This is a genomic window from Streptomyces sp. NPDC059080, from assembly GCF_042739975.1.
Classification (GTDB): domain Bacteria; phylum Actinomycetota; class Actinomycetes; order Streptomycetales; family Streptomycetaceae; genus Streptomyces; species Streptomyces benahoarensis.
Genome location: NZ_JBHYGX010000012.1, coordinates 68,380 through 87,823, shown reverse-complemented (window position 1 = coordinate 87,823; position 19,444 = coordinate 68,380). Strand labels below are relative to the sequence as shown.

Below are 19,444 nucleotides of genomic sequence, written 5' to 3'. Positions count from 1 at the left end.
GCACGCCGCCGTCCCTCATCCGCACCGGCCCGCCCCTCCGCCCGCGTTCCGCACCACCTCCGCCCCACCGGCGGGCCGGTCGCCGTACGAACAGGAGAGCGATGAAACCCGCCGCGTTCCGCTATCACCGGGCCCGTGACGCCGACGGCGCGGTCCGGCTCCTCGCTGAGCTGGGCGAGGACGCCAAGGTGCTCGCCGGGGGCCAGAGCCTGGTGGCGATGATGGCCTACCGGCTCGCCCGGCCCCGGCACCTCGTCGACATCGGCGCCCTGCGCGGCCTCGACCACCTGGGGACCGACGCCGCCGGGGCGCTGCGCGTCGGGGCGCTGACCACCCATCACACCGTGGAGCGGGCCCCGGACTCCGTCCTCGGGCCCGGTTTCGCGGTGGTCCGGGAGACGATGCGGTGGATCGGGCATCTGCCGATCCGCACCCGGGGCACGGCGGGCGGCAGCCTCGCCCACGCCGACGCGACCGCGGAATGGTGCCTGCTCGCGGTGGTCCTCGACGCCGAACTGCACGTCCTCGGCCCCCGCGGGGCCCGCCGCATCGCCGCCGCGGAGTTCTTCCTCGGCCCGTACACCACCGCCCTGGAGCCGGACGAACTCCTCGTCGAGATCGTCTTCCCGCGCCCGGCGCCGTACGCCGCGGTCACCGAATTCGCCGAACGGCGCGGCGACTTCGCGCTCGCGTCCGCCGCCGTCGTGCTGGACCGGGACGGCGGGACGCGGCGCGGCGGGCGGGTGGCGCTCGGCGGCATCGGGCCGGTGCCGCTGCGAGCCGTCGAGGCGGAGCGGGTGCTGGCGGACGGCGGCACCTTCGCGGAGTGCGCGGAGACGGCCGCCGCCGCGCTCCCGGATGACGCGGACGGGCCCGGGGGCGGCGCGGCGTACCGGCGGCAGTTGATCCGCACGCTGGTGCGGCGGGCCTGTGAGGAGGCGGACGCGCGATGACGGCGAGGACACCCGAGGAACGGCACGACGGGCACCGCGGAGGCGACGGGTACGGCGTACCGGACGGTCACGGCCACCGGCCGGGCGGCGCCGGGCACCCCGACACCCCCCACAGCGACGGGTCCCGGCCGCTGATCGGCCGGTCGGTCCCGCGCAAGGAGGACCCCCGGCTGCTGACCGGGCGCGGCCGGTTCGTCGACGACCTCTCCGAACCGGGCATGCTGCACGCCCAGTTCGTCCGCTCCGCCGTCGCGCACGGCGAGGTCACCGCCCTCGATCTGGACGCGGTGCGGCGGGTGCCGGGCGTGGTCGCCGCGTTCGACGCCGCCGATCTGGGTCTTGGCGACATCACCGCCCGGCTGCACCGGCCGCCCGAGGAGTTCACCGAGACCGCGATGCCGGTGCTGGCGCGGCGCCGGGTGCGGTACATCGGCGAGCCGCTGGCGGTGGTCGTCGCCCGGGACCCGTACGCCGCCGAGGACGGTCTGGAGGCCGCGCGGGTCGCCTACGACGAGCGGGAGCCGGTGGTGAGCGAGGCGGCGGCGCTGGCCGACGGGGCGCCGCTGGTGCACGAGGCGGCGGCCCGCAACACCCTCGTGGACGTCGCGCCGTTCGCCACCGAGGGCATCGACGACGTCTTCGCCACCGCCCACCGCGTGGTGCGGGTCGAGGCGCGCACCGGGCGGCAGAACGCGCTGCCGCTGGAGACCCGCGGCGCGCTGGCCCACTGGGACGACCGCGCCGAGCAGCTGGTGCTGCGGACCTGCACCCAGGTGCCGCACCAGGTGCGGACGGCCGCGGCGGGCTGTCTGGGTCTGGACGAGCGGGCCGTGCGGGTCGTCGTGCCGGACATGGGCGGCGGCTTCGGTCTGAAGTGTGTGGTCGGCCGGGAGGAGATCGCGACCGCCGCGGCGGCGCTGCGCCTGCGTCGCCCGGTGAAGTGGATCGAGGACCGCAAGGACGCGCTGACCGCCTCCTTCCTCGCCCGCGAGCAGCACTACGACGTGCGCGCCGCGTTCGCCGCCGACGGCCGGATCCTGGGCCTGGACGCCGACATCGTCTGCGACATGGGCGCCTACTCCTGCTATCCGTTCACCGCCGGGATCGAGCCGCTGATGGCGGCGGCGGAGCTGCCGGGCGTCTACCGGGTGCCCGCCTACCGGGTGCGCGGCCGGGCGGTGACCACCAACAAGGCGCCGAGCGCGCCGTACCGGGGCGTGAGCCGCCCGCAGTACGTGATGGTCATGGAGCGGCTCTTCGAACGGGCCGCGCGGGAGCTGGGCGTGGACGCGGTGGAGCTGCGCCGCCGCAACCTCATCACCGACTTCCCGTACACCGGCGTCAACGGCATCACCTACGACCCCGGTTCGTACCGTGAATCGCTGGATCTGTGCGAGCGGACGCTGCGCGAGGAGGGCTGGTACGAGCGGCGGGACGCGGCGGCGGCCGCCGGGCGGCGGCTGGGCATCGGCTACGCCTGTTTCAACGAGCGCACCGGCTACGGCTCCGCCGCGTTCGCGCAGCGCCGGATGGACATGGTGCCCGGCTACGACCTCGCCGAGGTGCGGATGGATCCGGGCGGCGCGGTGAGCGTCACCACCGGCACGGTGAGCCACGGCCAGAGCCATGAGACGACGCTCGCGCAGATCGTCGCCGACGTCCTCGGCCTGGACCTCGCGAAGGTGAAGCTCCATCAGGGCGACACGGACCGGGTGCCGTACGGCTGGGGAACGTTCGCCAGCCGGTCGGTGACGATCGGTGGCAGCGCGGTGCGGCTCGCCGCGGAGCGGCTCGGCGAGAAGCTGCGGCGGCTGGCGGCGGCGCGCTGGGACGTCCCCTGGGAGGAGACGGAGCTGCACCGGGGCACGGTGCGGCGCCGCGGCGCCCCAGGCACGTCCCTTCCGTACGCCGAGCTCGCCGCGCTCGCGCACTTCCGGGCGCATCTGCTGCCCAAGGACCTGGAGCCGGGGCTGACCGCGACGGCGTCCTTCGACGTGTTCCACGACGGGACGTTCTCCAACGCCACCCACGGCGTCGTCGCCGCACTCGACGAGGACACCGGCGGCATCACCCTGCTGCGGTACGTCTGCGTCGAGGACTGCGGGGTGGCGATCAACCCGCAGGTCGTCGAGGGGCAGTGCCGCGGCGGTATCGCGCAGGGCATCGCGGGCGCGCTGTTCGAGCAGATCACCTACGACGAGCGGGGCGAGCCCTCGGCGACCGGCTTCCTCGACTACAAGGTGCCCACCGCCCAGGAGATCCCCGACATCACCCTCTTCCATCTGGAGACGCCCTGCGCGTCCAACGCCACCGGCGCCAAGGGCGTCGGCGAGGGCGGCACGATCGGCGCGCCCGCCGCCGTCCTCAACGCCGTCAACGACGCGCTGCGCGCCACCGGCACCGAACTGGACACGCTGCCCGTCACCCCCGAGGCGGTGCACCGCGCGCTGCACGGCGCCTGACCCACGCCGCATCCCGCGCACACCGCCCACCCGACCCAGGAGTCCCTACCGTGAGCAACCATCCGCCCGACCTCCCGCTGACCGATCCGGCGGACGCCGGGACCGATCCCGCGCGGGAACGCCAGCTGCTGGTGCTGGACGTCAACGGCGCCCCGTACGAGGTGCTGTGCGAGCCGCGCCGCACCCTCGTGGACGTGCTCCGCCACGATCTGGGGCTGACCGGCACCCACGTCGGCTGCGAGCACGGCGTCTGCGGCGCCTGCACCGTGCTGCTCGACGGGCGCCCGGTGCGGGCCTGTCTGCTCTTCGCCGTACAGGCGGAGGGCGCCGCGCTCCGCACCGTCGAATCGCTCTCCGACGGCCGCGAACTGAGCGATCTGCAACGGGCGTTCGCCGCACACCACGCGCTCCAGTGCGGTTTCTGCACCCCCGGATTCCTGATGCTGGCGGAGGGCTTCCTCGCCGAGCGGCCGGACGCGGACCGGGCGGAGATCCGCGAGTTGGTGGCCGCGAACCTCTGCCGCTGCACCGGCTACCAGTCCCTCGTCGACGCGATCCACGGCTGCGCCACGGCCCGGCGCGCCGCACGGAAGGAGAACTGATGCGGATCGGCAACAGCGTGCCCGTGGCGGGGCCGCCGGAGGCGGTGTTCGCGCTGCTCAACGACGTACGGCGGGTGGCGTCCTGTATGCCGGGTGCCGTCCTTGAGGGACAGGACGGCGACGTCTGGCGGGGCCGGGTGACGGTCCGCGTCGGCCCGGTCGCCGCCGCGTACGGGGGCACCGTACGGTTCCTGGAGTCGGACGCCGGGCAGGGGCGGCTACGACTCCAGGCGCGGGGCGCCGATGCGCACGGCCGGGGCAACGCCGAGGCGGAGGTGGTGTTGACGGTGACCGACGACCCGGCGGGCACCCGGCTCGACGTCACCACGGACCTCGTGATCAGCGGCAAACTCGCCCAGTTCGGGAAGGGCGCGCTGGACGCCGTGTCGCAGCGGCTGCTCCAGCGGTTCGCGGCGAATCTGGGTGGGTTGCTGGAGGAGGAACGGGTGGGGGACGCGGCGGGTGCGGGCGGCGCCGCAGCCGGTGCGGGCGGGCCCACGTCCGGTGCGGGCCCCTCGGATTCCGTGGCGGGCCGTCCCGTCCCCGCGTCCGCCGCGCAGACGCCCGGCCACCCGGGCGCCGCCGCGCCCACGCCCGTGAGCGGCCCGTCCCTGCTACCGGGCGGCCCCGCAACCGCCACGTACGGGCCGCTGGTGGCCGCCTTCGCCTTCGGCGTCTTCGAGGGCTGGCTGCTGGCCCGCCTCGGCCAGCTGCGCCGCGAACTGGCGCGGGCGCGGCGCGGTTGAGCGCGGGGCGAGCCGCCCTGACGGGTTCGCCCCCGCACCGCCCGCGATCACCGTGATTGAGTGACCCCATGGCTGACGAGACCCCTGCGGGCACCACACCCGCGCCCGGGCCCGCGATCCCTGCGGCGCTCACCGACGCCCCCGGCTATCAGGTGCGCCGGCTCCACCAGGCGTACCTCTCGCTGTGGGCGCGCGCGGTCGATCCGACGCTCACCGGGCCGCAGTTCGCGGTGCTGACGGCGGTGCAGGCGGCGCCCGGCCGGGACCAGCGGTCGATGGCGACGGCGGTGGCCCTGGACACCTCGACGATGGCGGACGTGGCCCGCCGCCTGGAGACCCGTGGCCTGCTCGTCCGCCACACCGCCGCGGCCGACGGCCGCCGCAAGCTGCTCTACCTCACCGAGGCGGGCGAACGGGCGCTGCGCGCGGCCCGCGACCGCCTCGACCTGCTCGACGAGCGGTTGCTCGCCCCGTACGGCGCCGAGCGGCGCGGCGAGCTGATACGTCTGCTGACGTCCCTGGCCGACCACTGGGAGGGCCTGAGCGAGGACCCCGCCCCGTAGACGGCCCGCCCGGACACGGGCCCCTCCCCCGCCGAGACCTAACTGTGTCATTGGGGTGCGATCCGGCGGACAACCACGGAAGCCGACAAACCGTCTCCTGTGATGGCGGAACGTCCGCGCGGTGTGCCGCGCCCACGTTCCGCACCTGTCTGTTTGCGCTCTGTGCTCTTGGAGGAACCCGTGCTCGCCGCACCACGCCGTCATGCCGTCCGCTGGATACCCGCCCTGTTCGCGGCGGCCCTGGTGACCTCGTGCGGGACGGGCGCGACCGCCTCCCAGGCCCAGGAGCAGCCCACGGCCAAGGTCACCGTCACCCCGGCCGCCGGTGCCACGTCCGCACCGCTCGGCGACCCCATAGCGATACGCACCGAGGGCGGCAGGATCACCTCGGTCGAGGCGAAGGACGACAAGGGCGCCACGGTGCCGGGGAAGCTGGCCTCCGGCGGCACGTCCTGGACCTCCGACGGCAAGGTCCGGCCCGGCACCACGTACACCCTCACCACCCGCACCACCTCCGACAGCGGGCGGAAGGCCACCAAGAAGACCGTCTTCACGACCGCCGAGGCCGACCGCGTCAACAAGCTCACCAACTCCCCCGGCAACGGCCAGACCGTGGGCACCGGTATGCCGGTCTCGGTCCTCTTCGACAACCCGGTCGACAAGGGCCGCCGCGCCGGGATCGAGAAGGCCCTCAAGGTCACCACCAGCCCGAAGGTCGAGGGCGCCTGGGGCTGGGTCACCGACTACTCCGGCAAGGACCGCATCGACTGGCGGCCCAGGACGTACTGGCCGACGGGGACCAAGGTCACCGTCAAGGGCGCGCTGACCGGCGTCCCGTCCGGCGCCGGCGGCTGGTTCGTCCGGGACTACGACTTCGGCTTCAGCATCGGCGCCGACCACAAGGCCGTCATCGACGTCCCGTCGCACACCCTGACCATGTACGAGAACGGCTCCGCCGTCGGCACCGTCAAGGGTTCGGCGGGCTCGCCGCAGGCGCCCACCCGCGGCGGTGTGCACACCGTCCGCAGCAAGAACGCCGACGAGACCATGGACTCCTCGACCATCGGCTACGGCGACCAGTGGATGCTGGACGCGAAGTGGGTCACCCACCTCACCGCCTCCGGCACGTTCCTGCACTCCGCGCCGTGGAACCGCTCCATCGGCGTGGTCAACAACTCCCACGGCTGCTTCGGCATGACCACCTCGGACGCCAAGCGGGTCTTCGACTTCCTGCCGGTGGGCTCCACCGTCGAGGTGCGGGGCACCAGCAACACCGAGCGGACGGATGTCGGCAACGGCCTGGAGGTCTGGCAGGAGAGCTGGCCGCAGTGGCAGCAGCGCTCCGCCCTCGGCTGAGCCCCGTCCCCGATCCCGGCACCGCTGCGGTGCCCCGGCCCGGCGTCGTCCCTCACGGACGGCGCCGGGCCGCTGTGTACGAGGTGTAACCCCGCAAGATCAACCGGTGTGACACCCGGGAAACCTGCGCTCCCTACTGTCGTCGGCGTACCGCGTCCGAGCACGGGAGGAGCCGCACATGACCGCACCCGAACCGGGGCCGCGCCCCCTCCCGCCGGTGCGGACCGTCTGCTCGTACTGCGGGGTGGGGTGCGGCGTCGTCCTCGATCTGACGGCCGGTCCGGACGGGCGGCGGACGGTCCGCCGGGCCTCGGGCGACAAGGCACATCCGGCCAACTCCGGGCGGCTGTGCGCCAAGGGCGCCACCGGCGCGGAGCTGATGGCCGCGCCCGGGCGGCTCACCGGGGCGCTGCGCCGCCCACACCGCGGTGAGGCGCCCGAGCCGGTCGCCATGGAGGCGGCGCTGGCCGAGACGGCCCGGCGGCTGCGCGCCGTCGCCGATGCGCACGGTCCGGACGCGGTGGCGCTGTACGTCTCCGGGCAACTGACGCTGGAGGCACAGTACCTGGCGAACAAGCTGGCCAAGGGCTATCTGCGCACCGGCTGGATCGAGTCCAACTCGCGGCTGTGCATGGCGAGTGCGGGCAGCGGCTACAAGCTGTCGCTGGGCGCCGACGGGCCGCCCGGTTCGTACGACGACTTCGCGCACGCGGACGTGTTCCTGGTCATCGGAGCCAACATGGCCGACTGCCATCCGGTGCTCTTCCTGCGGATGATGGAGCGGGTACGGGCCGGGGCGAAGCTGATCGTCGTCGATCCGCGGCGCACCGCCACCGCCGCCAAGGCCGACCTCTTCCTCCAGATCCGGCCCGGCACCGATCTGGCGCTGCTCAACGGGCTGCTGCACCTGCTGGCGACGGGCGGGCACACGGATCCCGGTTTCATCGCCGCGCACACCGAGGGCTGGGCGGCGATGGATGGCGTCCTGGCGGACCATCCGCCGGAGACCGTCGCCGCGCTGACCGGTCTGGCGGAGGCGGATCTGCGGCGGGCGGCGGAGTGGATCGGCACCGCCGGGGCGTGGCTGAGCTGCTGGACGATGGGGCTCAACCAGTCCACGCACGGCACCTGGAACACCAATGCGCTGATCAACCTGCATCTGGCGACGGGCGCGATCTGCCGCCCCGGCTGCGGCCCGTTCTCGCTGACCGGGCAGGCCAACGCCATGGGCGGCCGGGAGATGGGCTACATGGGCCCCGGGCTGCCGGGGCAACGGTCCGCCGAGGTGGCGGAGGACCGGGCGTTCACCGAGGAGTTGTGGGGGCTGCCGCCCGGGACGATCCGGCCCGGCAGCGGCGGCCCGGGGACCGTCGAGATGTTCCGGCGGATGGCGCGCGGCGAGATCAAGGCGGCGTGGATCCTGTGCACCAACCCGGTCGCATCGGTCGCCCACCGCCGCACCGTCATCGAGGGTCTGGAGGCCGCGGAGTTCGTCGTCACCCAGGACGTGTTCGCGACGACCGAGACGCAGGCGTACGCGGATGTGCAGCTGCCCGCCGCGATGTGGGCGGAGACCGAGGGGGTGTTGGTCAACTCCGAGCGGAACCTCACCCTGATGCGGCAGGCCGTCGAACCGCCCGGCGACGCCTGGCCGGACTGGCGGATCATCGCCGCCGTCGCCCGCGGGATGGGGTACGGGGAGGCGTTCGCGTACGACAGCGCCGAGGAGGTCTTCGCCGAACTGTCGCGCGCGCAGAACCCGCGGACCGGCTACGACCTGCGCGGCGTCAGCCACCGGCGGCTGCGCCGGGGGCCGGTGCAGTGGCCCTGCGCCGACCCGGACGGCCCGGACCGCAATCCGGTGCGCTATCTCAACGACGGCGCGGTGCACCCGCCCCGGGAGCGGGCGGACGGCAGCCGCCCCCGGCTGTGGTTCCCGACGCCCACCGGGCGGGCCGTCTTCCACGCCCGGCCGTCGCTCCCGGCCGCCGAACTCCCCGACGACGACTATCCGTTCCTCCTCAACACCGGCCGGTTGCCGCACCAGTGGCACACGCTGACCAAGACCGCGAAGATCGCCCGCCTCGACGCGCTGGACCCGGGGCCGTTCGTGGAGATCCACCCCCAGGACGCGGCGCCCCTGGGCATCGTGGACGGCGACGCGGTGGAGGTCGCCTCGCGGCGCGGGCGCGCGGTACTGCCCGCGAAGGTCGACGACCGGGTGCGGCCCGGCGACTGCTTCGCACCGTTCCACTGGAACGACCTGTTCGGTGAGTATCTGAGCGTCAACGCGGTCACGCATGACGCGGTGGATCCGGTGTCCTTCCAGCCGGGGACGAAGGCGTGTGCGGTGGCGCTCACCAAAGTCGGGGCGGGCGCGACGGCCGGCAACGGGGGCGGGGCGCCCTGCGGGCCCGCCCCCACCCTGCTGCCGGACCGCACACCGCTCACCCCGGACCACGCCCGGTGGGTCAACGGCTGGCTGGCCGGGGCGTTCTCCCGTACGCCGCTTCCGGAGGCGGAGCCCGCGCCCGCCGCCGGGGCCGCCCGGGAGGTGCTGGTGCTGTGGGCCTCGCAGACCGGGAACGCCGAGGAGGCGGCGGCCGTCGCGGCCCGCGGACTGACCGCACGCGGATGGTCGGCGCGGCTGCTGCGGATGGACGACGGGATGCCCGCGGCCCTGCCGTCCGGCGCCGTGCTGCTCCTGGTCACCAGCACCTTCGGCGACGGTGACGCCCCCGACAACGGCGCCCGCTTCTGGGCGGCGCTCAACTCCCCGGACGCGCCCCGCCTCGACGGCGCGCCCTACTCCGTGCTTGCCCTCGGTGACTCGTCCTACGCCGACTTCTGCGGCCACGGCCGCCGCCTCGACGACCGCCTGACCGCCCTCGGCGCCCACCGCCTGGCACCCCGCGCGGAGTGCGAACCGGACGACACGGAGCCCGCAGCGCGGTGGCTGGACGCGGTGCTCGATGCGTGGGATGCGGAGCGGGAACGGGACGGCGGGGACGGGGCGACCGGGGCGGCGTCCGCCGGTACGGGGCCCGGGCCCACCGCGCCCGTACCCGGCGGCAGCGGCTCCGCACCCGCCGACTCCGACGCCGACGCCGCACCGACCGCCCCCGGGCCGGACCTCGCCGCGCACGCGCCCGAGTCCGGGCCCGCAGCCGCACCACCGGCCCCGGCCGCCGCCCCGCCGCCTTCCCGGAACGCCCCCGCCACCGCCCGTCTCACCGGCAACCGGCTGCTGAGCGGGCCGGACTCCGGAAAGGAGGTCCGCGCCTTCACCCTCGACACCCGCGAGGCCGGTACGCCGCTCACCTACGAGGCGGGGGACGCCCTGGGCGTGCTGCCGCTGCACCGCCCCGAGGTGGTGGCGGAATGGCTGGCGATGACCAAAGCCGACCCCGCGGCCGCCGTCGAGGTCACCGGCGTCGGCACCGTCCCCCTCGCCACGGCGCTCGAACGCCACCTCGACCCCACCCGGATCACCACCGGCCTGCTCCGGCTGATCGCCGACCGCACCGGGGCCCCCCTCGCCACACGCCTGCTGAGCCCCGGGGCCAAGGAGGAACGCACCCGGTGGGCATGGGGGCGGCAGGCCCTCGACGTACTCGCCGAGTACCCGGTGCGTGCGTCCGCCGCCGAGTGGGCCGCCATTCTGCCCCGGCTGCGGCCACGGCTGTACTCCATCGCGTCCAGCCCGCTCCAGGACCCGTACCGCATCCGGCTGACGGTCTCCGTCGTCCGCTTCGGCAGCCGCCGCGGCCGGCCACGCCACGGCGTCGCCTCGGCACACCTCGCCGACGCCGAAGCCGGCGCCCCGGTGCGGGTGTTCGTCCAGCGCTCCGCGCACTTCCGGCCCCCGGCCGGCCCGGCGACGCCGATGGTGATGGTGGGGCCGGGCACCGGCGTCGCCCCGTTCCTCGGCTTCCTCCAGGAGCGGCGGGCCCGCGGGCACACCGCCCCCAACTGGCTGTTCTTCGGCGAACAACACCGCGCGAGCGGCTTCCACCACCGCGCCGAACTGGAAGCCCTCCGCGACGCGGGGGTGCTCACCCGGCTGGACACCGCGTTCTCCCGCGACCAGCCGGAGAAGATCTACGTCCAGGACCGGATGCGCGAGCACGGCGCGCTGCTCTGGTCCTGGATGTGCGACGGCGCGCACTTCTGCGTCTGCGGGGACGCGTCCCGGATGGCCGGGGACGTCGATCGCGCGTTGCGGGACATCGCCATGGCCCACGGCGGTCTCGACGAGGACGGCGCGGCCGCGTATGTCGCGCGCCTCACCGCCGAGGGACGCTATCTCCGCGACGTCTACTGACGTCCCACGCCACCCGGCAGGTGGCGCGGGGCGCCGGCAGAGGTCTAGCCCAACTCCAGGCTGGTGGTCCCGTGGATCCGCTCCTGGCGGACGGGCGGGACGGCGCCGGTGTACATCCGGGTGGACCGGGAGACGGGCACCAGGCCCCGTCCGATGACCCACTCCTGGGTGGCGGCGGCGGTTTCGGGCACATCGATGACGACCTCGGTGCCCGGGCCCGCGGCCGCGGCGAGCGCGTCGAAGAGCGCGGCGGCGTCCTCGGGGGTGTCGGCGAAGAGCGGGCCGATGCGGTGCCCGCTGCGGGCCGGGCGGATCACCCCGTAACCGGTGAGGGCCCCGTCGCGGAGCACGATGCGGACGGTGTGGCCGGGCGCGGTCAGCCAACGGGCGAGGAAGCCGTGCCGGTCGGCGGGGAAGCATGTCCGGTCGTAGGCGAGGACCGCGTCCCGATGGCCGGCGGTGAACGGCTCGGCGGCCGAGGCCCCGTCGGCCGGGGCGGGGCGCCCGGCGTAGCGGACGGATTCGTAGGCGGCGGTGAACCCGGCGCGCTCGTAGGTGGCCTTCTGGGCGGGGACGGCGTCGAGGCCGATGGTGCGGGTCCCGGCGTGCGGCACGGCGGCGCGCCAGGTGGCCAGGCCCAGGCCCTGCCCGCGGTGTTCGGGGTGGACGAGGTAGTAGCCGAGGAAGGCGTAGGTGTCGGAGTAGGTGACGACGGAGACGGCGGAGACGGTGCGGTCGCCGAGGCGACCGGTGAAGAATCCGGCCGGGTCGGTGGGGTGGAAGCACCCGGTGTCGGCGAGCCCGGGGTTCCACTCCTCGTCCGCCGCCCACTGCTCGACGAGCCGCCAGTCGTCCGACGAGGCGGCGGTGACGGTGAGTTCGCTTGACGGGGCGGAGGTGCCGGTGGAGGGCATCGGTGGCGTCCCTTCGGTCGGGGCCGGTGTGCGGCGGGGGTACGCGGCGGCCGTACGGCGCATCGCGTACCCCCGGGGGCCCGTGGTCGGACGGGGTGTCAGATGAGGTCCATGGCGGCGACCTCGTCGGGGCGACCGTAGCTGACCGGCCCCTGGAAGCGGCGGCGGGCGGTGGCGAACCACCAGACGGTGGCGATGACGAGGACCACCGCGAGGGCGATCGGCGCGTAGTTGAACGATGCCGCGGTGATCGGTGACGCCTGCGGCAGCATGAACAGCACATTGCTGATCACGATCCAGGTCACCGCGACGAAGGCGACGGGCTTGCCGAATCGCCCGAGGTTCCACGGGCCGGGCTGGAAGTCGTCGAGGCGCAGGCGGAGGAATATCGGCACACCGTACGCGAGGAAGAGGCCCACGACATTCACGCTGACGACAGCGGTGAACGCGGTGTGTGACCACCATCCCGGCAGCACCAGCACGAGCGGGCAGGCGGCGGCGAGCCATACCGCCTTGACGGGCGTGCGGGTGCGCGCGGAGACCGAATGCCACCAGCGGGAACCAGGCATCGCACCGTCGCGGGAGAAGGCGAAGATCTGCCGGGTATTGCTGGTCATGTTGGCGAGCCCGCAGAAGAGCATCGCGCCGATGACGATCAGCAGGAGCAGCTTGGCGGTGCCCGGCCCGAGCGCGTCGATGAGAATCTGCACGGGCGGCGCATCGGCGCTGGCCGCATGGCCGTAATCCTTGATCGCGTACACCAGTGCGAGCATGAGGATGAGGCCGGTGAGCGCGGAGTAGCTGATGGCGCGCATGATCCCGCGCGGGGCGTTGACGGTGGCCTTCACGGTCTCTTCCGACATGTGAAAGCTGCCGTCGAAGCCGGTGAACGTCCAGCTGGTGACCAGCAGTCCGAGCATTCCGCCGTAAAGGGCATGGGTGAAACCGGTGTTGTTGGCGAAATGGGTGACGAACGACGCCGGCTGGTGACTGTCGGGGATGATCATCAGCGCGGTGACGATCACCACCATGCCGATGAGCAGCCACCACACGGAAATACGGTTGAACACGGCAACCAGCCGCACGGTGTAGGTGTTGGCCAGCGCCTGGAGCAGCAGGATGACGGCGGTGATGCCGACGGTCTGCTGCGGGGTGGCGACGTAGGACGGCCACTGCATGGTGAGGAACGCCTGGATGAAGGTGGCGGCAGCGAAGTTGGTGGCCGCGGTGCCGCCGACCTGGCCGACGAAGTTGAGCCAGCCGGTGTACCAGGACCAGGCGCCGCGGTGGCGCTTGGCGAGCTTTCCGGCGGAGAAATAGAGAGCGCCGCTGGTGGGGTAGGCGGAGGCGATTTCACCCATCGCGGCGCCGACGAACAGCACCATGACCGAGACGCCGATCCAGCCGAACACCAGAATCCGCGGGCCGCCCGCGTTCATTCCGAATCCGAAGGAGGAGAAGATCCCGGAGATGATATTGATGATGGTGAAAGAGATCGCGAAATTGTCGAAGGCGCGGAATCTCCTGGTGAGTTTCCGTGGATATCCCATCGCATGCAGCGTGGCATCGTCATCGAGCGTCCCGGTATCCACCGGGCGGGGTGTTTCCGCGTGGGGCGGCGCAATGCGCTCGGACACAAACGTATCCTTTCTGACAGAGCTGATAGGGGGACTTCGGTGGGGGCGAACAGTCGCACTTTCGGCGCTATCGGTACACGTCGGACCTCACGCAGGTTTCCGCAGCGGAAGGAGAAATGCGCTCAGGCGGCCCCGGGGACCGGCAGACCGCACGAACGCCTGGCCTTCGTCAATTGTTCTTCGGGCGGCCCGAAAGCACTCCACGGCATACGGGCCGCATAGGGCCCCATCGCCGTGAAGACCTCGCGCGCCTCGAATTCACGCTTCGCCATGAACAGCGCATGCGCGAGATAGGAGAGGTCGACCACCGGCACGAAGCGGTAGTCGGCCACATGGGGGAACCAGTGGCGGTGGATGCTCAGCGCGGTGCTGGTCCACTGCGGCTGTTCCCAGGTGCGGTCGGCCAGCAGCGCGGTCGGGTTGTACTCGTCGACCAGCGCGACCAGCGGCAGCAGCCGCAGCGGCGAGGAGGCCGCGGCCCGCTGCCCGAGGAAGGCGGCAACGTCCCAGCTGGCGCTCGCCGAGCCGCCGTTGCGGCTGAAGAAGAAGGCGAGGAAGCGGTGGTGGGCCTCGCGGTGCCAGGGGTCGATGCGGAGGATGTGGGCGAAGAGGTACCACGGTCCGGCGGGCGCGGTGAGGAGGCCCTGCGGCGCCGGATCACGGGGGCGCTGAAAACGCGACAGCGCCAGCTGGCAGACCCAGGGCGTGGGGTCGTCGGGCAGCAGCTGGGTGGCGCGCTCCGCCGCCGTCCGCGCGATGCGCACCAGGGCTTCGTGCCGTCGGTCGTCGGTATCCGCCATGCGCAATGCCCGGATCATCGCGACCCGCGCCCACATGAGTGCGGCTTCCGGTCCGGGTTCTTCCGCTATCCAGCGTTCCGACAGGTCCGAGTCGGCGGCTTCCGATGCCAGCACCAACGACCGGTGTGCCCGGACCTCGAAATCCCCGCGAGCCTCTTTGAGTACCTCATGTGCGCTGAAGTACCGGCCGGCCCTGACATCCATACACGCCTGCGCCAACTGCCGGTCATTGGCCGCCGGACTCCACACGTACTGCCCTTCGAATGAGCCAGCCGCCATGAGCCCCTCCTGGTCCTGAAGGCGTCATCGTCCCCCGCTCACATTCCTTGCGCGCCTAATTAAGCCGGATCGTTTCCCCCGATCCGGCTGTGGCGGGGCACACCCTACTCACCTCCAAGTGAGAGCGAAAATAGTCGCCTGGAATATCGACTTCCGTACCTTTTGCCCCACCCATTCGAGGGGTTATCCCGCCACCCTTCGCACCATCGGACCGCCCTTCTTCACCATTCAATGACGGAGCTCGTCAACTGTTTGGCATATGCACTTCTTTTCATCATCTTCATATCTGATGATGTGTCAGACCAGGTCGTCGCCCTCGCGCCTCGCCCGTCGGCCCTCCCCGGGGAGCCTCGCGGGAGGGCCGCAGGTCAGGGCATCCCCCACACCCCGCGACCGCCGCCCCGTTGACCGGCGCGCGACCGATCCGCCGAGGAGGCACCCCCTTCGCCCCCTCCCGCACCACAACGGGCAGCGGGATTGCGCCAAATATGGCGCACGGGGTGGCATTCACCCGATCGCCGAATTGCCTTTCATTGACACTCACTTGGTGATTCTTTTACCTTCAGAGCGTGCGGTGGCGTACGCCCCCACGGGGCACGGGCGCCCCGGCCGCGCGCCGCCGCCCCGCGCCGGGCCGCGCACCCTTCCGCCCGTACGTCCGTTGACCGGTACACCCGACCACGACCGGCCCCGCAGGCCGGCCGAAACCGAGAGGCGATGATGCGCCGGGACAAGAACACGCCGGGCCGACGCCGTCCGGCCGTACGACCGATGACCACGCTCGCCGTGCTCCTCCTCTTCCTGCTGGGCGCCGCGGCGCCGACCGCCACCGCCGCGGTCGCGGCACCGGCGACCGCAACCACCGCGGCGGCACCGCCCGCCCTCACCTCGCCGAACTACACCAACGGTGAACTCGCCGAACGCGAGACGGAACGCGGCCACGGGGTGCGGCGCGGCCCCCGCCACGCCGCCCCGCCGCCGCCCCCGGATGCTCCGGCGGCCCGGGACCGCGCCCCGGCCGCCCGGGCACCCGCGACCGGCGGGCCCGGCGCGCCGCCGCGGACCGGCGACGGCAGACGGCAGCCGTCCGCACTCTCCGTCCTGCACTGCGTCTTCCGCTGCTGATGAGCACGCCACGGACCGACCGCACCACGCGTTCCCGCCGCCCTCGGGCGGCGTTCCACGGCCCACCCTCATCAGCAGGAGACCCCGTCCCCATGGACACCTTCATCCAGCACGCCCGGGGCCACAGTGCCCGTATCGCCGGCCTCCAGGAGGAGCGGGAGACGTACGGGCGGCTCGCCGCCGGTCAGTCGCCGCTCGCCCTCTTCATCACCTGCTCCGACTCCCGGGTCATCCCGTCGCTGATCACCGGCGCGCGCCCCGGGGAACTCTTCGAACTGCGCACGGCGGGCAACGCCGTGCCCCGCTACGCCCCCGGCCGGGCGGCCAGTTCCGAGGCCGCCACGATCGAGTACGCCATGCGGGTCCTGGAGGTCGCCGACATCGTCGTCTGCGGCCATTCGCACTGCGGCGCGGTCGGCGCGAAATGCCGTGGGGAGGACCTGACCGCGGCGCCGGACGTCCACGAATGGCTCAGCCAGGAACTGTCCGACTCGCTGCCCCACGACGTGGAACCGGCCGCGGCCAACGCCGTCCGCCGCCATGTCTGCGAACAGGTCGACCGGCTCCGCGCGTACCCGAGCGTGCGCGAACGGCTGGCGAACGGCTCCGTCGGGCTGCACGGCTGGTTCTACGAGGTGCACACCGGCCGGGTCACCGTGCACGACCCGGCGTCCGACTCGTTCCTCCCGCTGTGACCGCAGGTCCCCCCACCATGAATCGACTGCTCGTGAACCGACTCCCGTCCCTCCGGGCGGACCTCGCCGCGTCCCTCGTCGTCTTCCTCGTCGCCGTGCCGCTCTGTGTGGGCGTCGCGGTGGCCTCCGGTGTCCCCGCCGAACTGGGCCTGGTCACCGGCATCGTCGGCGGTCTGCTGACGGGCCTGCTGCCCGGCAGCAGCCTCCAGGTCAGCGGCCCGGCGGCCGGGCTGACCGTCCTCGTGTACGAGGCGGTGCAGGCGTACGGCCTGGGGGCGCTGGGCGCCCTCGTGCTGGCCGCCGGTGCGCTGCAACTGCTCATGGGCGCGCTGCGGTGGGGGCGGTGGTTCCGGGCCATCTCGGTCGCCGTCGTCCAGGGCATGCTGGCCGGTATCGGGCTGGTGCTGATCGCCGGGCAGCTCTACACCCTCACCGACGCCAAGGCGCCCGGTGACGGGCTCGCCAATCTCGCGGGGCTGCCCCGGCTGGCCTGGGAGACGGCCCGGGACGGCGGCGGCGCCACCGCCTTCGCGGTCGGTGCGGGCACCATCGCCGTGCTGGTGCTGTGGCCGCGCTGGAAGCGGGCGGCGCGGGTGCTCCCGGCGCCGCTGGCCGCGGTACTGCTCGCCACCGCCGCGGTGTTCGTGCTGGATCTGCCGGTGGCGCGGGTCGAGGTCAGCGGGCTGCTGGAGGCGGTGCAGCCACCCGGTCTCGCCGACATCGGGCGGCTGACCGAACCGCTGGTGCTGGGCTCGGTGGTGTCGTTCGCCCTGATCGCGTCGGCGGAGTCGCTGTTCAGCGCGGCGGCGGTGGACCGGCTGCACGACGGGCCGCGGACCGACTACGACAAGGAGCTGATGGCGCAGGGCGCGGGCAACGCGGTGTGCGGGGTGCTCGGCGCGCTGCCGATGACCGCGGTGATCGTGCGGAGCGCCGCCAATGTGCAGGCGGGCGCGCGGAGCAAGGCGTCGAGGGTGCTGCACGGGGGGTGGATCCTGCTGTTCGCGGCGGTGTTCCCGGCGGCGCTCGGCGTTGTGCCGGTCGCGGCGCTGGCGGGTGTGCTGGTGCACGCCGGGTGGAAGCTGATCCCGCTGCGCGAGCTGCGGCCGCTGTGGCGTGAGCACCGCGGTGAGGCGCTGGTGTTGCTGGTGACGGCGGTGTCGATCGTCACGGTCAACATGTTCGAGGGCGTGCTGATCGGTCTGCTGCTGGCCGTCGCCAAGACCGCGTGGGACACCTCGCAGGTGCACCTGGAGATCGAGGTGCCCGACGGGGACGTGCCGATCCGGGTGCGGGCCATGGGCAATGCGACGTTCCTGCGGCTGCCGAAGCTGCTGGACCAGCTCGCGGAGCTGCCCCAAGGCCGCGAGGTCGAGCTGGACCTGAGCGCGCTGCGCCATCTCGACCACGCCTGCGCCACCGCGCTGCACAGCTGGTCGGAGCAGCGCCGCCGGACCCGCTCGGAGCCGGTCCTGGCGTCGTGACGGGGCGTTAGCCGCCGCTGCCCCGGGCACGTCCCCACGGACGGTCCGGGGCAGCGGTCCGCTGCGCGGGCATGTGCGGTCCTCATCGGGTGTCGTCGGACGGCGGGCGGGGTGACCGTACGGGTGCGGCGGCGCCGCGTGGAAGAGCGCCTGCCGCGGCGGGACGGGGACGGCAACGGCCGTACGCCCGCGGGAAATCGGGTGTGCCGGACGGCGCGGGTCGGCGATCATGGGCGGCTGACCGCCGTCGGACGCCGAGGAGCCGCCCGCCATGCCTGTACCGCCCGACCCGACGACCCTCCACCCGATGCCCGGACAGCCGCGGGTGGTGCTGCTGAAGCCGCTGGTGACGTCCCCGCTGATCGAGGTCGGGGAGTTCACGTACTACGACGATCCGGAGGACGCGACCGCGTTCGAGACACGCAATGTGCTGTACCACTACGGGCCGGAGAAGCTGGTCATCGGCAAGTTCTGCGCGCTCGGCACCGGCGTGCGGTTCCTGATGAACGGCGCCAACCACCGGATGGACGGCCCCTCGACCTTCCCGTTCCCCACCATGGGCGGCGCCTGGGCCGACCACTTCGACCTGCTCACCGGCCTGCCCGACCGGGGCGACACCGTCGTCGGCCATGACGTCTGGTTCGGCCACGGCGCGACGGTGCTGCCCGGCGTCCGCATCGGCCACGGCGCGATCATCGGCGCCGGTTCGGTCGTCACCTCCGACGTCCCCGACTACGGCATCGTCGGCGGCAACCCGGCCCGCCTCCTGCGCACCCGCCACAGCGACGCGGACATCGCCCGCCTGCTGGCCGTCGCCTGGTGGGACTGGCCCGCCACACACCTCACCGCGCACGTCCGCACGCTGATGTCGGGGAGCGTCGGGGAGTTGGAGGCGGCGGCGCCCCGGGGGTGACCGCGCCGTGGACCGACGGCGCGACACGACTGCCCGGTTGGGGAGTGATCCGCGGGCCGCCGGTGTTGAGTGGGACGGGCCGCCGTGCGGCGGCGTGACGGCAACGACGAGGACGAGGAGCCATCGATGCCTCTTGAGGGCGAGTACGAGCCGAGCCCCACGCCATGGGTGCGCGAACAGGTCGAGCTGATCGAGAGCTCCGGCGGGCAGCAGGGCACGACCATGCGCGGGATGCCGGTGGTGTTGCTGACCACCCGGGGCGCGAGGAGCGGGAAGCTGCGCAAGACCCCGCTGATGCGGGTGGAGCACCACGGCCGGTACGCGGCGGTGGCGTCGCTGGGCGGCGCGCCCCGGCACCCGGTCTGGTACCACAACCTGGTCGCGGACCCCCGGCTGGAGCTGCAGGACGGCCCGATGCGGCAGGACATGACGGCGCGTGAGGTGCACGGCGCCGAGAAGGCCGAATGGTGGGCGCGGGCCGTGGCGGCGTTCCCGGACTACGCCGACTACCAGAAGAAGACGGACCGGACGATCCCGGTCTTCGTCCTGGAACCGGCCGAGCGCCCGCACTGACCGGCCGGGCCGACGGCG

General features: G+C 73.3%; 15 protein-coding genes. 12 read left to right on the top strand and 3 right to left on the bottom strand.

Going from position 1 to position 19,444, the window contains the following annotated elements; genetic code table 11:
- Positions 1–101: 101 nt before the first annotated feature.
- The 7 genes from ACFWWQ_RS12880 to ACFWWQ_RS12850 all read left to right on the top strand — a co-directional run bounded on the left by ACFWWQ_RS12880 (position 102) and on the right by ACFWWQ_RS12850 (position 11,006).
- The gene (locus tag ACFWWQ_RS12880) at positions 102–953 is read left to right on the top strand and encodes an FAD binding domain-containing protein (protein WP_384594624.1); all 852 of its coding nucleotides are present in this window, start codon (positions 102–104) and stop codon (positions 951–953) included.
- Positions 950–3,415 carry a xanthine dehydrogenase family protein molybdopterin-binding subunit gene (locus ACFWWQ_RS12875; RefSeq protein ID WP_384594621.1) on the top strand — a complete coding sequence of 822 codons (2,466 nt, stop codon included), beginning with the start codon at positions 950–952 and terminating at the stop codon, positions 3,413–3,415. Before ACFWWQ_RS12880 ends, ACFWWQ_RS12875 begins: the two co-directional genes overlap by 4 nt.
- Before the next feature lie 77 nt (positions 3,416–3,492).
- On the top strand, positions 3,493–4,017 hold the full coding sequence (locus ACFWWQ_RS12870) for a (2Fe-2S)-binding protein (RefSeq protein WP_384594832.1): 525 nt from the start codon (positions 3,493–3,495) through the stop codon (positions 4,015–4,017).
- Positions 4,017–4,763, top strand: coding sequence for an SRPBCC family protein (locus ACFWWQ_RS12865; protein WP_384594618.1), 747 nt, complete (start codon positions 4,017–4,019; stop codon positions 4,761–4,763). The genes ACFWWQ_RS12870 and ACFWWQ_RS12865 overlap by 1 nt, the downstream gene beginning before the upstream one ends.
- 68 nt (positions 4,764–4,831) lie before the next feature.
- A complete protein-coding gene (locus tag ACFWWQ_RS12860) occupies positions 4,832–5,326 on the top strand; it encodes a MarR family winged helix-turn-helix transcriptional regulator (RefSeq protein ID WP_384594615.1) in 495 nt (164 codons plus the stop codon).
- A 180-nt stretch (positions 5,327–5,506) separates the two neighbouring features.
- Positions 5,507–6,682 carry an Ig-like domain-containing protein gene (locus ACFWWQ_RS12855; RefSeq protein WP_384594612.1) on the top strand — a complete coding sequence of 392 codons (1,176 nt, stop codon included), beginning with the start codon at positions 5,507–5,509 and terminating at the stop codon, positions 6,680–6,682.
- A 178-nt stretch (positions 6,683–6,860) separates the two neighbouring features.
- Entirely contained in the window at positions 6,861–11,006 is a 4,146-nt protein-coding gene (locus ACFWWQ_RS12850; protein ID WP_384594609.1) for a molybdopterin-dependent oxidoreductase, read from the top strand.
- A gap of 44 nt (positions 11,007–11,050) precedes the next feature.
- On the opposite strand, the gene ACFWWQ_RS12845 is transcribed toward ACFWWQ_RS12850, so the two are convergent.
- The 3 genes from ACFWWQ_RS12845 to ACFWWQ_RS12835 all read right to left on the bottom strand — a co-directional run bounded on the left by ACFWWQ_RS12845 (position 11,051) and on the right by ACFWWQ_RS12835 (position 14,636).
- On the bottom strand, positions 11,051–11,920 hold the full coding sequence (locus ACFWWQ_RS12845; RefSeq protein ID WP_384594606.1) for a GNAT family N-acetyltransferase: 870 nt from the start codon (positions 11,918–11,920) through the stop codon (positions 11,051–11,053).
- A 98-nt stretch (positions 11,921–12,018) separates the two neighbouring features.
- Entirely contained in the window at positions 12,019–13,470 is a 1,452-nt protein-coding gene (locus ACFWWQ_RS12840) for an amino acid permease (RefSeq protein ID WP_384594603.1), read from the bottom strand.
- A 209-nt stretch (positions 13,471–13,679) separates the two neighbouring features.
- On the bottom strand, positions 13,680–14,636 hold the full coding sequence (locus tag ACFWWQ_RS12835) for a hypothetical protein (RefSeq protein WP_384594600.1): 957 nt from the start codon (positions 14,634–14,636) through the stop codon (positions 13,680–13,682).
- Between the two features lie 771 nt (positions 14,637–15,407).
- On the opposite strand from ACFWWQ_RS12835, the gene ACFWWQ_RS12830 reads away from it, so the two are divergent.
- The 5 genes from ACFWWQ_RS12830 to ACFWWQ_RS12810 all read left to right on the top strand — a co-directional run bounded on the left by ACFWWQ_RS12830 (position 15,408) and on the right by ACFWWQ_RS12810 (position 19,426).
- Positions 15,408–15,761 (top strand): hypothetical protein, encoded by a 354-nt coding sequence (locus ACFWWQ_RS12830; RefSeq protein WP_384594597.1) that lies wholly within the window; start codon positions 15,408–15,410, stop codon positions 15,759–15,761.
- Positions 15,762–15,853: 92 nt separating this feature from the next.
- A complete protein-coding gene (locus ACFWWQ_RS12825) occupies positions 15,854–16,456 on the top strand; it encodes a carbonic anhydrase (RefSeq protein ID WP_384594594.1) in 603 nt (200 codons plus the stop codon).
- A gap of 17 nt (positions 16,457–16,473) precedes the next feature.
- A complete protein-coding gene (locus ACFWWQ_RS12820) occupies positions 16,474–17,940 on the top strand; it encodes a SulP family inorganic anion transporter (protein WP_384594591.1) in 1,467 nt (488 codons plus the stop codon).
- Positions 17,941–18,211: 271 nt separating this feature from the next.
- Positions 18,212–18,853, top strand: a complete 642-nt coding sequence (locus tag ACFWWQ_RS12815) for a CatB-related O-acetyltransferase (RefSeq protein WP_384594588.1) — start codon at positions 18,212–18,214, stop codon at positions 18,851–18,853.
- 126 nt (positions 18,854–18,979) lie between these two features.
- A complete protein-coding gene (locus tag ACFWWQ_RS12810; RefSeq protein WP_384594586.1) occupies positions 18,980–19,426 on the top strand; it encodes a nitroreductase family deazaflavin-dependent oxidoreductase in 447 nt (148 codons plus the stop codon).
- Positions 19,427–19,444 lie beyond the last annotated feature (18 nt).